This window comes from Desulfotruncus alcoholivorax DSM 16058 (genome assembly GCF_000430885.1).
In the GTDB taxonomy this organism is placed as follows: domain Bacteria; phylum Bacillota; class Desulfotomaculia; order Desulfotomaculales; family Desulfallaceae; genus Desulfotruncus; species Desulfotruncus alcoholivorax.
Genome location: NZ_AUMW01000015.1, coordinates 21,948 through 34,627, shown reverse-complemented (window position 1 = coordinate 34,627; position 12,680 = coordinate 21,948). Strand labels below are relative to the sequence as shown.

14 protein-coding genes and 2 riboswitches are annotated in these 12,680 nt (G+C 45.8%); of the genes, 13 read left to right on the top strand and 1 reads right to left on the bottom strand.

Annotated features, from left to right (window positions below; all coding sequences use genetic code 11):
• The first annotated feature begins 224 nt into the window (after nucleotides 1–224).
• Entirely contained in the window at nucleotides 225–1,163 is a 939-nt protein-coding gene (locus H569_RS0108670) for an SDR family oxidoreductase (RefSeq protein ID WP_027364680.1), read from the top strand.
• A gap of 39 nt (nucleotides 1,164–1,202) precedes the next feature.
• Here the strand turns inward: H569_RS0108670 and H569_RS22485 are convergent, their stop codons facing one another.
• A complete protein-coding gene (locus tag H569_RS22485; RefSeq protein ID WP_157833490.1) occupies nucleotides 1,203–1,352 on the bottom strand; it encodes a hypothetical protein in 150 nt (49 codons plus the stop codon).
• A 291-nt stretch (nucleotides 1,353–1,643) separates the two neighbouring features.
• Here H569_RS22485 and H569_RS0108660 point away from each other — a divergent pair, with 291 nt between their 5' ends.
• The 12 genes from H569_RS0108660 to H569_RS0108610 all read left to right on the top strand — a co-directional run bounded on the left by H569_RS0108660 (nucleotide 1,644) and on the right by H569_RS0108610 (nucleotide 12,649).
• Nucleotides 1,644–3,182: a phosphoglucomutase/phosphomannomutase family protein gene (locus H569_RS0108660; protein ID WP_027364679.1), complete on the top strand. Its 1,539-nt coding sequence runs from the start codon at nucleotides 1,644–1,646 to the stop codon at nucleotides 3,180–3,182.
• 277 nt (nucleotides 3,183–3,459) lie between these two features.
• Complete coding sequence (locus H569_RS0108655; RefSeq protein ID WP_027364678.1) at nucleotides 3,460–4,065, top strand: hypothetical protein; 606 nt, start codon at nucleotides 3,460–3,462, stop codon at nucleotides 4,063–4,065.
• A 54-nt stretch (nucleotides 4,066–4,119) separates the two neighbouring features.
• On the top strand, nucleotides 4,120–4,932 hold the full coding sequence (locus tag H569_RS19760; RefSeq protein ID WP_051273471.1) for a tyrosine-protein phosphatase: 813 nt from the start codon (nucleotides 4,120–4,122) through the stop codon (nucleotides 4,930–4,932).
• Between the two features lie 214 nt (nucleotides 4,933–5,146).
• Nucleotides 5,147–6,457, top strand: coding sequence for a GumC family protein (locus H569_RS0108645; RefSeq protein ID WP_034630041.1), 1,311 nt, complete (start codon nucleotides 5,147–5,149; stop codon nucleotides 6,455–6,457).
• A 19-nt stretch (nucleotides 6,458–6,476) separates the two neighbouring features.
• A complete protein-coding gene (locus tag H569_RS0108640) occupies nucleotides 6,477–7,205 on the top strand; it encodes a CpsD/CapB family tyrosine-protein kinase (protein WP_027364676.1) in 729 nt (242 codons plus the stop codon).
• Between the two features lie 60 nt (nucleotides 7,206–7,265).
• A riboswitch (cyclic di-GMP riboswitch) is annotated at nucleotides 7,266–7,352 on the top strand.
• A 62-nt stretch (nucleotides 7,353–7,414) separates the two neighbouring features.
• Nucleotides 7,415–7,630, top strand: coding sequence for a hypothetical protein (locus H569_RS0108635; RefSeq protein ID WP_027364675.1), 216 nt, complete (start codon nucleotides 7,415–7,417; stop codon nucleotides 7,628–7,630).
• Between the two features lie 328 nt (nucleotides 7,631–7,958).
• A riboswitch (cyclic di-GMP riboswitch) is annotated at nucleotides 7,959–8,043 on the top strand.
• Between the two features lie 217 nt (nucleotides 8,044–8,260).
• Nucleotides 8,261–10,114 carry a polysaccharide biosynthesis protein gene (locus H569_RS0108630; protein WP_027364674.1) on the top strand — a complete coding sequence of 618 codons (1,854 nt, stop codon included), beginning with the start codon at nucleotides 8,261–8,263 and terminating at the stop codon, nucleotides 10,112–10,114.
• Between the two features lie 46 nt (nucleotides 10,115–10,160).
• A complete protein-coding gene (locus H569_RS0108625) occupies nucleotides 10,161–10,526 on the top strand; it encodes a nucleotidyltransferase family protein (RefSeq protein ID WP_027364673.1) in 366 nt (121 codons plus the stop codon).
• 45 nt (nucleotides 10,527–10,571) lie between these two features.
• On the top strand, nucleotides 10,572–10,727 hold the full coding sequence (locus H569_RS23600) for a ribonuclease toxin HepT-like protein (RefSeq protein ID WP_407638053.1): 156 nt from the start codon (nucleotides 10,572–10,574) through the stop codon (nucleotides 10,725–10,727).
• A 111-nt stretch (nucleotides 10,728–10,838) separates the two neighbouring features.
• The gene (locus H569_RS0108620; RefSeq protein WP_027364672.1) at nucleotides 10,839–11,039 is read left to right on the top strand and encodes a hypothetical protein; all 201 of its coding nucleotides are present in this window, start codon (nucleotides 10,839–10,841) and stop codon (nucleotides 11,037–11,039) included.
• A gap of 238 nt (nucleotides 11,040–11,277) precedes the next feature.
• The gene (locus H569_RS0108615) at nucleotides 11,278–11,898 is read left to right on the top strand and encodes a sugar transferase (RefSeq protein ID WP_027364671.1); all 621 of its coding nucleotides are present in this window, start codon (nucleotides 11,278–11,280) and stop codon (nucleotides 11,896–11,898) included.
• Between the two features lie 100 nt (nucleotides 11,899–11,998).
• Nucleotides 11,999–12,649: an acetyltransferase gene (locus H569_RS0108610; RefSeq protein WP_027364670.1), complete on the top strand. Its 651-nt coding sequence runs from the start codon at nucleotides 11,999–12,001 to the stop codon at nucleotides 12,647–12,649.
• The last annotated feature ends 31 nt before the right edge of the window (nucleotides 12,650–12,680 follow it).

The window sequence follows — 12,680 nt, the reverse complement described above, 5'->3', positions numbered from 1 at the left end:
ATTGTTTCCCCAGCCCTTGTCATCGGTAGGGGCGGACGACCGCCCGTGCGGTTTACTACTTAAAGTCCCTATCGGAGCCAGGTATAGCGGATTCATGAGCAGCGGAATCATGGGACGCTTCGAGCGTCCCCGAAGCGTACGAAGCGTATAGCGAAGGGAAGCCGGAGGAACCGTCCCCGTGGCGCTTCGTGGCGCGGAACAATCACTTTGATATAGGAGGGCATATGCGAGTATTAGTAACTGGCGGGGCCGGCTTCATCGGTTCCCACATTGTAGATGCCCTGGTCGCCCGGGGCTGCCAAACTGCCGTACTGGACAACCTGTCCAGCGGGCGGATGGAAAACCTGGACCCCCGGGTTAATTTCTACAAGGGCGACCTGCGGGATGAAAACTTCGTGCGGGAAACTCTGAAATCCGAGCGACCCGGGTACGTAATCCACCACGCCGCCCAAATCGACGTGCAGTCCAGCGTGGACTGGCCGGCGGAGGACGCCGCCATCAACGTCATCGGAACCATCAACCTGCTGGAAGCCTGCCGCTCCTGCGGGGTCAAAAAAATTGTCTACGCCTCTTCGGCTGCCGTTTACGGCAACCCCCGCTACCTGCCGGTGGACGAAAAACACCCTTTGCAGCCCATGTCCGGCTACGGCATATCCAAGCACACCGTGGAGCATTACCTGGCGGTCTACCGGACATTATACAACCTTGACTTCACCGTGCTGCGTTATGCCAACGTATACGGCCCGCGGCAGGACGCCACCGGGGAAGGCGGCGTGGTGGCCATCTTCACCGACCGGATGCTGCGGGGCCGGCGGGTGAAAATATTCGGCACCGGCAAGCAGACCCGGGACTTCATCTACGTGGGAGATGTGGTGAACGCCAACCTGTCCGCGCTGACCGGGGGCGGCGGGGGCATTTTTAATGTCAGCACCGGCATGCCCACCTCGGTTAACGAACTGTTCGACACCCTGAAAGAAATAACGGGCAGCACACCGGAGCCCGAATACTGCCCGGCCCGGCCGGGAGACATTGAACATAGCTACCTGGACGAAAGGGCGGCCGCCTCGGGGCTGAACTGGCGGGCACAGACCGGCCTGGCCGCGGGCCTGCTGGAAACTGTGAAGTACTGTCGACATGCCGCAAATAATACCTTTAATAATTAAAAATTAATATTTAACTATTGAAAAGAACAGGCTTGCCGCTTATTTCAGCGCAAGCCTGTTTCGCACAGCGCTGTCAATTTTTCCCCGCGCTTTTTTCTTTTCCGCCAACAGCAGCAAATAATCACGATACATCTCATCCCGCCGGATATCTTCAACCTTGCCAATCCTTAGCACTGCCTGCTTATTCAATATAATCCTCCTTATCTGGCTAAAAATGCATAAAGTAACATTTTAGGGGTAACATTAAGATCTGTACATTATATGCGCATTGATTGACATTTAATATAAAAAATAATTACTTCAAAATAATTACTTCAAAATAATTGCTTTATTGAGGAGTCAGGAGTCAGAATACTTTGGTTAAAGGTCATTCAGTATGCTTGCTTTGGCATATGGTTAAAGCCGGGTAATTGAAGCGGTGTTAAATAGTTGGCGGATAGAACGTGTTTATCAAACCAGGACCAGGAGGATTACATAAAAATGAAAAAAATAAAATTCGGCACGGACGGCTGGCGGGGAATTATCGCCGGCGATTTCACCTTTGATAACGTCCGCATTGTCTCCAAGGCGGTGGCGGACTACATCAACAGCAAGGACATGGGGGCCAGGGGCATAGTCATCGGATATGACAACCGTTTTCTCTCCGACCTCTTTGCCGACAACGTGGCCGATGTGATGATCCAAAACGGTATCAAAGTTTACCTGTCCGACGGGCCGCTGCCCACGCCGGTTACAGCCTTTGCCGTAAAAGTGCATCATGCCGCCGGTGCGGTAATGCTCACAGCCAGCCACAACCCGCCTGAATACAACGGCTTTAAATTTATCCCTGATTACGCCGGCCCGGCGCTGCCTCACATAACAGCCGCAATAGAAGAAAATATAGCCCGCCTCCAAAACGATATAGCTTACCTCCGGAACGGCGACCGCCGTCCAACAAGCATCCACCAGGAGCAGGCCCTGGAACTGGCTGTTGACCACGGCATCGCGATGGCGCAGCCCGCAGCTGAATACCAAACCGGGCGCCGGTCCAAAGAACAGTCTGAACACCACGTGGCTGACCGCATTATGATCGACCCCCGTTACGAATATTTTGATCACCTGGAAAAACTTGTGGACATGGAGGCAATCGGCCGGGCCAACCTGGAGGTAATGGTGGACGCCATGCACGGCAGCGGGATGGGCTACCTTGATATAATGCTCAAACGGGCAGGCAGCAGGGTTAAAGAGTGCCGTTGCCACCGCGACCCGCTGTTTGGCGGCAGCTTGCCCGAACCCACCAGGAAGTCGCTGGAAGGAGCGTGCCGGTGGATCAAGGATGAGGGCGCGCGCCTGGGCCTGGCGCTGGACGGCGACGCCGACCGCTTCGGCATCATCGATGCCGGGGGGGTTTACATAACCCCCAACCAATTCCTGCCCTTGCTGTATCACCACCTGATTACCGTAAAAGGCCTGGTGGGCCCGGTTACCCGCACCGTGGCCACCACCCACATGCTGGACCGGATTGCCGAAAAACACGGGCAACAAGTATACGAAACGCCGGTCGGGTTTAAATATATCGGGCAAAACCTGCTGGAAAAGGGCTGCGTGCTGGGCGGAGAGGAAAGCGGGGGGCTTTCCATAAAAGGGCATATTCCTGAAAAGGACGGCATACTGGCCGGCCTGCTGGCAGCCGAAATGGTTGCTGTCAACGGTAAAAGCTTGAGTCAACTTGCGGAGGAATTGGCCCGTGCATACGGCGGCGGCATGTACAGCGATCGTTTGGATGTTCACACCACCCCGGCCCAAAAGAGCCGCATCATGGAGAAACTGCAACAACTGAACCCCGGTGAACTCGCCGGGGTTCCGGTCGCCAAAAAAAATGCCATGGACGGGATAAAGCTTGTTTTAGAGAGCGGCGAGTGGGTCCTGGTTCGCGCCTCCGGCACCGAGCCGCTTTTTAGGATTTATGCGGAATCCAACAATAAAAACAGGCTGAAAAAAATACAGCAGGATATCATCAATGCGGCAGGTATACATTAGCGCAGGTTCTGTCTCCGGTGCACGCTTGGCTGGAAGCCCGCCGGTGCGATGCGGCAATCTATTTTCCATTACCAAAATTATATAACTATTAAAGGAACAGATTCGATCCTTGTCGAATTATTTTCTTTGGTAATCCATAACAGATAAGTACATTTACTGTACTTTAAGTGCCTTTTCCTTTTAGTGACCTTTTAGTGTCCTGTTAGTCCTTTTAGTAATTGATTTATTATTTAATTATTTTAATGTTGCTGAATATTGCAACGGGGCGGGTGCCATATTGAAAAACCCAAAATTTTTAATAGCGGCAACTTCCTTATTATGTGTAATAGGTATCAGCCTGTTATTGCTGATTAACAATGCCGGCCCCGGCGGGTCGGATTTGACAAAAAATTACCACGGGATGACGAATCCAGCCGGAGAACCTGGTTCTTCCGGAGCGCCCGGCACTTTTCAGGGCGGTGCCGGCATCGACCTTTTGCCCGGCCCCGGGGACTTGTCCCAATTGGGCTCCGGCGTGGAACAGGAAAAATACAAAGCCATTTTATTAAAATATACAGCCCTGTTCTCCAATCTGCAGTCGGAATATACAGGCAAGCTCAACAACCTGCTGAAAAGGGCCCAGGTGGATGTTAAAAACAGCGGAGGGCAAAAAAAAGAAGTTATCAAAATCGCTTACCGGTGCATTACAGAAGCCAAGGCACTTGAAAAAGAATGTGACGCCAAATTTTACGGCATCCTAAGCGACATGGAAAATGAGCTGAAACAGGGGCATTTTCCGCTGGATGTGGTCGACGAAGCGGAAAGTCAGTACCGGCAGCAGAAAAAAGAGCGGGAGCATTACCTTAGAGCCAGGGCAACAGAGTACATTAAAAGAAATAATTAGTTCCCCCTGAAGCCATAAAGGAAATATTAAGGAAAGTTTCTTTGAGGGTTGATTATGATTGATATTCACGCCCATATTTTGCCGGGCATGGACGACGGGGCCCGCGACGTCAACGAAGCTTTGGACATGGCCCGCATTGCCGTGCTGGAAGGAATGACGGGCCTTATTGCAACCCCCCATGTCGCCGCCGGGTTGTACAGCCGGGAGAAATGGCAGATTTTGGATGCGGTGGCTGCACTGAACAACTTGTTAATTAAAGAAAAGATCCCTTTGCAACTATACCCCGGCGCCGAATACCTGCTGGAGCCGGATATCCCGCAACGGTTGCGGTCAGGCGAAATATTGACCCTTAACAACGGGGGCAAGTACCTGTTGGTGGAATTCCCTTTCGCCTCCGTGCCGGTTTATGCCGAAAACGTCATATTTGAAATAATGCTGCAGGGTGTCACTCCCATCATCGCTCACCCGGAAAGAAACGCCGAACTGCAAAAAAACCCCGGCAGGCTGGCCGGTTTGATCCACCAGGGAGCGCTGGCCCAGGTTACATTGGGAAGCATAGCCGGCCTGTTTGGAGATAAGGCCAAATACGCGGGGATAAACCTGGTCAACCAGGGGCTGGCGCATTTCCTGGCGTCGGATGCCCATTCCCCCAACAACAGGCCGCCTCTGTTAAAAACACTGCTGAAAAAGATGCACCAGCAATTGAACACCGGTATGATAGAATTGCTTACAGAACAAAACCCGGAGCACTTAATCCGGGGCAAGCCGGTAAAACGGGTTGAACCGGCTGAAAAAACACCTAAACAGAAACAGGCGGGAAGAGGTTTGATCTCCAGGCTGGTCAAAAAGCTGAGGCAAACGCCTTGAACCTTGATAAATTAAATGCCCCGGATATTGAAAGGGAAAATACCGCCCGGTGAACTGCCCGGCGACTGTTTTATCGCGGATTGTTTTGCGGATTATATTATATGATTATATTATATTATTTTATTGTGGAATGTTTTATCGTGTATTGAAGGTAATTAAAAATAACTGTCGAATATTACCTTATTGCTCAATATTTTAAAAAGGAGTTATAACATTGCAGAACGACCAACCAAAAGAAGAATTTTTCGCCGAGGTTATCGATTTAAGGGATATAATCGATGTTTTAAAGAAAAGAAGAAAAATAATCGCCCTGATCACATTAATTTCCCTGCTCACCAGCGGGATATTGAGCTTTTTCGTACTGGACCCGGTTTATGAAGCCAAGGGCATGCTGCTTGTGACCATGGCTTCCGATAATACCCACACAGTTGTGTCAAATAATGACAATTTGAATTCCGTCATTGACAACCTGTCCAGGATGCCCCAAATGACCATGAACACCTATGTCGAGCAGCTCAAAAGCGAAGCTGTAATGAAGAGAGTAATTACCAAGCTGAAATTGGGTGAATACGGCGTCACTCCCTCTGACCTTTCCTCTATGATTGATGCCCAGGCGGTTAAAGACACCAATATCATTGAAATAAAGGTGCAAAATACCAACCCGCAGCTGGCGATGGATATTGCCAACACATTGAACAGCGAATTTCTGGACTACCTGTCCGAAAAGAACCAGGAGCAGATGTCCCGCTCCGCGGCTTTTTTAACCCAACAAAAAGAACAAAACGATAAAAAATTAAACGCAGCCCTGGCAAAACTCAAAGAGTTCAATGCCCAGCCCCGGGGAGTCGATTTTCTGGACAAAGAATTTACGATTATGACCGATGACTTGAACAGCAGCCTTTCTCAGCTCGATTCAGTGCGGATAGAGGTAAAGGAACTGCAGGCCGGGATTACCCAATTAACGGAAACCTTGAAAAATGTGCCGAGAACCATAACTGTAAACAGCCAGGACCTGCAAAACGGCTCAACGGCAGTTAACGAACAGGTCAACCCGCTTTACGTATCGTTAAATGACCAGTTAAACCAAAAACAGGCCGCCCTGGCTGAAAAAACAGCCCGCCTTGATGCGCTGGTAACTAATACGGAAAGACTGAAAAAAGATTTAACCAGCCTGCAGGTGGAACTTAGCGAAAAGAAATTTAAGCAAACCCAACTGCAAAATGAAATTGACAGGTTGAGCCAAACCAGCACGTCTCTGGCTGATAAAGCTACGCAAACTCAAATTGCCAAATCTATTGACCTTGGGAACACCAGTGTAGTTATCGTTTCTTCAGCTTCAACCACCAGGCAGGTAAAACCAAATAAACAATTGAACATGGCTGTGGCACTGGTGTTGGGTTTGATGCTGGCGGTTGGATTGGCGTTTATGCTTGAATTCCTGGACAATACCTTAAAAAGCACGGAGGATATCGAAAAAATTCTTGAAGTACCGGTTATTGGGGTCGTGCCCAATGTTAAACGCTAGCAAATGAGGTGGATGCTATATGAGTGATAATGGCGATTATAAACTGATAACCAGCAGCAATGCCAGGTCTCCCTTTGCGGAGGCCTTCCGCACGATACGCACCAACATAAATTTTGCCGGGCTGGACAAGCCGTATAAAACCATACTGGTCACCAGCGCGGGGCCCGATGAGGGAAAGACAACCACCATATCTAATTTGGGCATTGTTATGGCCCAGTCCAATAAAAAAGTGTTGATTATCGGCCTGGACCTGCGTCGCCCCAACCTGCACAAAGTATTCAACATTGAGGATAAAGTGGGGGTTACCAATGCTTTGATCGAAAACATAGACCCAAAAGATATAGCGCAGGAAACGGAAATCCCCGGGCTTTACGTTTTGCCCAGCGGGCCAATTCCCCCCAATCCGTCCGAGCTTGTCGCAACACAGAGGATGCATGCGCTTTTGGAAAGGGCAAATAAAAATTTTGATGTGGTTTTGGTGGATTCGCCCCCGTTAATGCTTTCCGACGCGCTATTGCTGGCCAACCAGGTGGACGGCGTTATCTTGGTCGTGAGTAAGGGAACCACCCGCAAGGATCATGCCAAAGAGGCCAAAGAAAAATTGGAGAGAGTTGGAGCCAGAGTTATCGGTGTGGTTTTAAACAGGGTGGATATGGAAGGCGGGGATTATTACTACTACTATTATTATTCACACGGCAATGAGGGAAAACGCAGGAGGCATAAGCCCGGCAAAATTGCTTCTTTTTAGAAAAAAATACTTGATCTATCAACTAATATCTGTTAAATTTTTAGGTGTAGTCATATTGCGGCATATAGAGGGCAAATCTGTCGAAAGACAGGGGCGCAAAGCCACAGGGTCTAAGTCGCGAAAGCGATAGGACAGCCGGTTGCAAATAAGCCGTGCCTCCTTACCCGTGTCTAAGGATGTGCTGCTTAAAGAGGAGGTTTTATTTAAGGATGGAACATATACTTGCAAAGGAATCAATCAAGGGTAATGTAAGAACTGCACAAGACAGGGAGGTCATCATTAATTTAAAACAAAAACTGACCAAATTGGGGTACACACCCGGCGAGGTTGAATACATTTTAAGAAACTGCACCACCAACCAGGAAATTATTCAAAAATTAAAAGAGCAATTGGACATTGCAAATAGGTGCCTTGGTATAAAATAATATTTTCCGGAGGGAAACTCAGGATGATGACCTGGGTTTTTTTATTTCCCGGCCTTTAAGATCAAGCCTCAAAACCAAAAAAACATCCGCCCGTAAAGAAAATCACCCGTTTGGGTGATTTTCTTTCAAGCTGTCAAATGGTATTTTTTAAAGGAACATTTGACAGTAAACAACCATACCGGGAAAGACTTAAAGAAATGGCGGGAAAGAATGATAATTTTTTAAACTAAGTAATTATCAAGGATGGCAGGATTTTAGAAATATATATAGAATATTGAAAATTATGGATATAGATATAAACTCAAATATTAAATCCCAATATTTGGGGTAAAGTTTTGGGTAAACCAATCTAAAGGTTGGGACACAAAGCCATGGGCCTAAGGCAATAATGCTATGGCTGCCAGGCTGCTTAAAAGATGTTGTTGTTGGTTAAACAACGTTTTTAGGTTGACCTTGTTGCTGTCATGGCTTTTTTGTTCGCCTGCCTGTCTGTCTGGCGTTGCGGGGAGAGAAGCGGCGAAGCAAGCCCATTTTTCTAAAGAAAGGTGTTTATTATGTGACGGCATGGGACAACTCGGTTACGAATGTTATATATGCAGGAAATGATCCAAAGAAACGGCAGGGTAAGCAATGTATGGTTTAATGCGGCATTTAAGCCTGATATTTATTGATTTTTTAATCATCAATATCGCTTTCATCTGTTCTTATTTTGTCAGGTTTGAAGAACAGGGCGTGTTTATTTCCAATCTGGTTAACTACATCAAAATATCTCCTGTAATAGTTGGTATTTATCTAGCCTGTTTTTATTATTTTAAAATATATAAGCGCGTCTGGGCTTATGCAAGTATCGGTGAGCTTATTACCATCGTCCAGGCAGTCTCCCTTGGTAGCGGCATTATTGTTGTTTTAACCTACCTGACCGGGTTGCTGCTGCCCCGCACCATTGTATTGGCTTCCTGGGCGTTTATCATACTGCTGCTGGGCAGCTCAAGATTATGCTGGCGCCTGAATCTTGAATTAAAAAAGAATAACTGCCGTAACGGTAACGGGTATAATGGCCAAAAAGTGCTCATTGTAGGGGCCGGTGATGCTGGAGTCCTGGTGGCAAGGGAATTAAAGAATCACGACAGCGGCCTTGTGCCCGCCGGTTTTATTGATGATGACCCCAATAAGTGTAAATTAAGCGTGCTGGGCCTGCCTGTATTCGGCAACCGCGACAAAATTGAAAAAGTAGTAAATAAATATGACATAAAGCTGATTATCATCGCCATGCCGTCCGCCACTGCACAACAAATAAAACAGATCTTTGAGATCTGCCGGAAAACAAATAAAGAAGTAAAAATATTACCGGGTTATTACCAGCTGATCAATGGCAACGTTACCATAAGCCAGCTGCGGCCGGTAAAAATTGAAGACTTGCTCCACCGGGAGCCGGTCAAATTAAACATAAATGAAATATCGGGGTACATAAAAGGAGAAACCGTGTTGGTAACCGGGGCCGGGGGCTCCATCGGCTCCGAGCTTTGCCGGCAGGTGGCCGGCTTTAAGCCCAAGCTGCTGGTGATTTTGGGACACGGGGAAAACAGCATCCATAAAATTTGGCTGGAGCTGACGGAAAAGTTTAAAGATATCCCGCTGGGGGTAGAAATTGCGGATATCAGAGACAAACATAAGATTAACGCTGTTTTTAAAAAATACCATCCCGGGGTGGTGTTTCACGCGGCGGCGCACAAACACGTACCGCTGATGGAATATCACCCGGACGAGGCTGTCAAAACAAATGTCCTGGGAACCAAAAACCTTGTCGATGCGGCGGACAAGCATGGTGCCAAACAGTTTGTTCAAATATCAACCGACAAGGCGGTTAACCCGTCAAGTGTGATGGGGGCCACCAAGCGGCTGGCCGAACTGATCATTCAAAATATGGATAGAATCAGCAACACCAGGTTTGTGGCTGTAAGGTTCGGCAACGTACTGGGCAGCCGGGGCAGTGTTGTGCCGATTTTTGAACAACAAATCGCCAAGCGCGGCCCGGTGACAGTGACGCATCCGGAAATGAAGCGGTATTTCATGACCATTCCCGAGGCGGTCCAACTGGTCATACAGGCGGGATCGATGGCTGACGGGGGCGAGATATTTATCCTGGATATGGGCGAACCGGTTAAAATAGTGGATCTGGCCAGAGACATGATTAAATTGTCCGGTTTGGAGCCCGGTAAAGATATTGAAATCAAGTTTACCGGTATGAGGCCGGGAGAAAAACTGTTTGAAGAACTGTTAACCGAGCAGGAAGGGGCTACCGCAACAACACATAAAAGGATTTTTGTCGCCAAGCCCTCCCTGATTGAAGTATCGGAACTGGAAAAACAACTTCTGTATTTATCAGAAAATGTTAATCATATTGACAATGAAGCGGTATTCGAGGTGCTTGGTTCAGTCCTGCCGCATTTTAAGAGCTATAGGAATAAAGTTACGGCGGTATAAACATCTACTAACCACTATAGGGTATAATACTTTCGAGGTGGTCATAATGTTAACTCCAAAACAACTGACCGGTTACCGCGCCGGTTGGCTGGAACGAAAAAAGAAAAAAGAACAGGAGCTTGAACTTCGCTACCAAAAAGCCACTGCTCTGGCCCACAAGGCTGCCGAACATTTAAAACAAAAATATCATTGCCAGGTATTCCTTTTTGGCTCCCTGCTGAGCAAAGAAAGCTTCATGGAACACTCTGACATAGACATAGCCATAGCAAACCTGGATAGCGATAAAAATTTTTGGCAGGTCTACTCAGAAGTTATGGGTATACTGCACCCCTTTGATTTTGATTTGATCGAGCTGGAAAGAATTGATTGGGAAGTACGTAATTACATTCTGCAAAAAGGGTTGGAATTATGACTCCAAGCATAATTTTGTTGGAAGCGCGCATTAGGAAAGAGTTGCATCAATGCCTTTAGGCACCGTTTCCGCAACTTATATGGGTATGAACTTGAATGGGCCAAGATGGAACCTTTGGTAAAAGAGTTAGCAGCAACCTATAAAGCAATAAAAGATAGTGTGGAAAAATTTCTTGACCTGCTATCAAGAATAACAGATTAGATTGGTTAGGATAGAAAAAATGGAATCTGGACTAAGATAATTAATCACTGTAAAAGTTGGGCAAGATTTACCTAAATTCATGAACCAAAAGGAATTAGCAATATTACATAATTGGTTAGAAAACATACCGGAGAAAATAGCTTTGGGTTTTCGTACCATGCTGAAGTTTTGGGGCACGAGAATATATCAACCACCAGGCGTTATGCCAGGACCGCCCAGGAGGCAATCATGGAGTTGGCAGCCAAGCCGGATAGGGTTGAAGAAACAATGGCAATTTATAAATTTTTAATGAAAAAAGTTTATCAATGTTAGAAGGATATGGAATATATTTGTGGAATATTGCTAATATGGACAAAAAATGTACGAGGTGCCAAACGTTATGTATAGTGATTGACTACTCGATTCGAATTGTAATTTACACCAGGTAAATCTGTTAGTTAGTTAAAAATAAGGTCAACAAGATAATCCTAGGAGTTATTACGAAAACTAAAGAAAGGGCCTTCTAGGAGGTCCATTATTTTTATATTAAGGTATGTTAAAGGTGTGAATCATGAAGCCATATTTTATTGTTAAACGATTATTAGATTTATCATTTGCCATTATTCTACTTATGCTAGTTTCGCCAATTATGGTATGTGCCGCACTCGCAATAAAAATAGATTCACCAGGTTCTGTGCTTTTTAGACAAAAACGCCCTGGCAAAAATGGCAAAATATTTACTGTCTTTAAATTCCGTACCATGCGAATGGAAACAAAAAAAGATGGCAGGCTTCTTTCCGATATGGAGCGAATGACAAAAGTTGGCTCTTTGCTTCGCAAATCAAGCATAGATGAACTACCTCAGCTTTTTAATATTCTGAGGGGTGAAATGAGTTTTATTGGGCCAAGGCCATTGCTAATACAATATCTTGATCATTATACACCAGAACAGATGCGCCGCCATGAAGTAACTCCAGGTATATCCGGTTGGGCACAGGTAAACGGACGCAACACAATAAATTGGAATGAAAAGTTCAACCTAGATATTTGGTATGTGGATCATATAAGTTTTTGTCTTGATGCTAAGATATTTTTTATGACTGTATGGAATGTATTGAGCCGAAAAGGTATTAACAACTCACAAGTGGATACTATGCCGTTTTTTACAAATAATACTATTAAACATTATTAATAAAATTATAGGGTTAAACAAAAGTCACGAATTAGTAATTTTAATAACTGATATTACAAAATGTGGTTTTTGTAAATGCTTATTGTAGGAGGGATGGAACCTGAAGTCCCTTATAATTATTGGCGCTGGTGGATTTGGTCGGGAAGTTGCATGGTTGGTCAATGAAATAAATGCTTCAAACCAAGAATGCTTTAAATTTCTTGGTTTTGTGGACGATTGTGCAACTGGTACAACAATAGAGGGATATCCTATCCTTGGAAACTGTGATTGGTTAAAAAATTTAAGTGAAAAGCCTTATTTAGTCTGTGCTATAGGTAATCCTGCAACTCGTTTTGCTTTGGCCAATGATTTTAAGAAACATGGTTTTCCATTTGCTAAACTGATATCACCATCAGTTCAAATGTCTAAGTACATTTCGATTGGCGAAGGTTCAATAATATGTTCTAATTGCGTTTTAACTACAAATATTAAAATTGGTCGGCATGTAATTTTAAATCTGAGTTGTACAGTTGGACATGATGCTATTCTTAATGATTTTGTCAGTTCAATGCCTGGTGTAATGATTGCTGGTAATGCTAATATCGGAAAAGGGGTTTATCTTGGTATTGGCTCAAATATAATAAATGATGTAAAAATAGGCGAATGGACCATAATAGGTGGTGGAAGTACCGTGGTCAGGGATATACCAGATCACGTTGTTGCAATAGGTACTCCAGCAAAGCCAATTAAGGAACACTATCCTGAAATTTAGCTTTAATAAAAATAATGCCTATGGCATTATT

Excerpts from the sequence above, each read along its gene's own strand:
- H569_RS0108670 (WP_027364680.1), top strand. The coding sequence starts at position 225 with ATGCGAGTATTAGTAACTGGCGGGGCCGGCTTCATCGGTTCCCACATT.
- H569_RS0108660 (WP_027364679.1), top strand. The coding sequence starts at position 1,644 with ATGAAAAAAATAAAATTCGGCACGGACGGCTGGCGGGGAATTATCGCC.
- H569_RS19760 (WP_051273471.1), top strand. The coding sequence starts at position 4,120 with ATGATTGATATTCACGCCCATATTTTGCCGGGCATGGACGACGGGGCC.
- H569_RS0108640 (WP_027364676.1), top strand. The coding sequence starts at position 6,477 with ATGAGTGATAATGGCGATTATAAACTGATAACCAGCAGCAATGCCAGG.
- H569_RS0108635 (WP_027364675.1), top strand. The coding sequence starts at position 7,415 with ATGGAACATATACTTGCAAAGGAATCAATCAAGGGTAATGTAAGAACT.
- H569_RS0108630 (WP_027364674.1), top strand. The coding sequence starts at position 8,261 with ATGTATGGTTTAATGCGGCATTTAAGCCTGATATTTATTGATTTTTTA.
- H569_RS0108625 (WP_027364673.1), top strand. The coding sequence starts at position 10,161 with ATGTTAACTCCAAAACAACTGACCGGTTACCGCGCCGGTTGGCTGGAA.
- H569_RS0108615 (WP_027364671.1), top strand. The coding sequence starts at position 11,278 with ATGAAGCCATATTTTATTGTTAAACGATTATTAGATTTATCATTTGCC.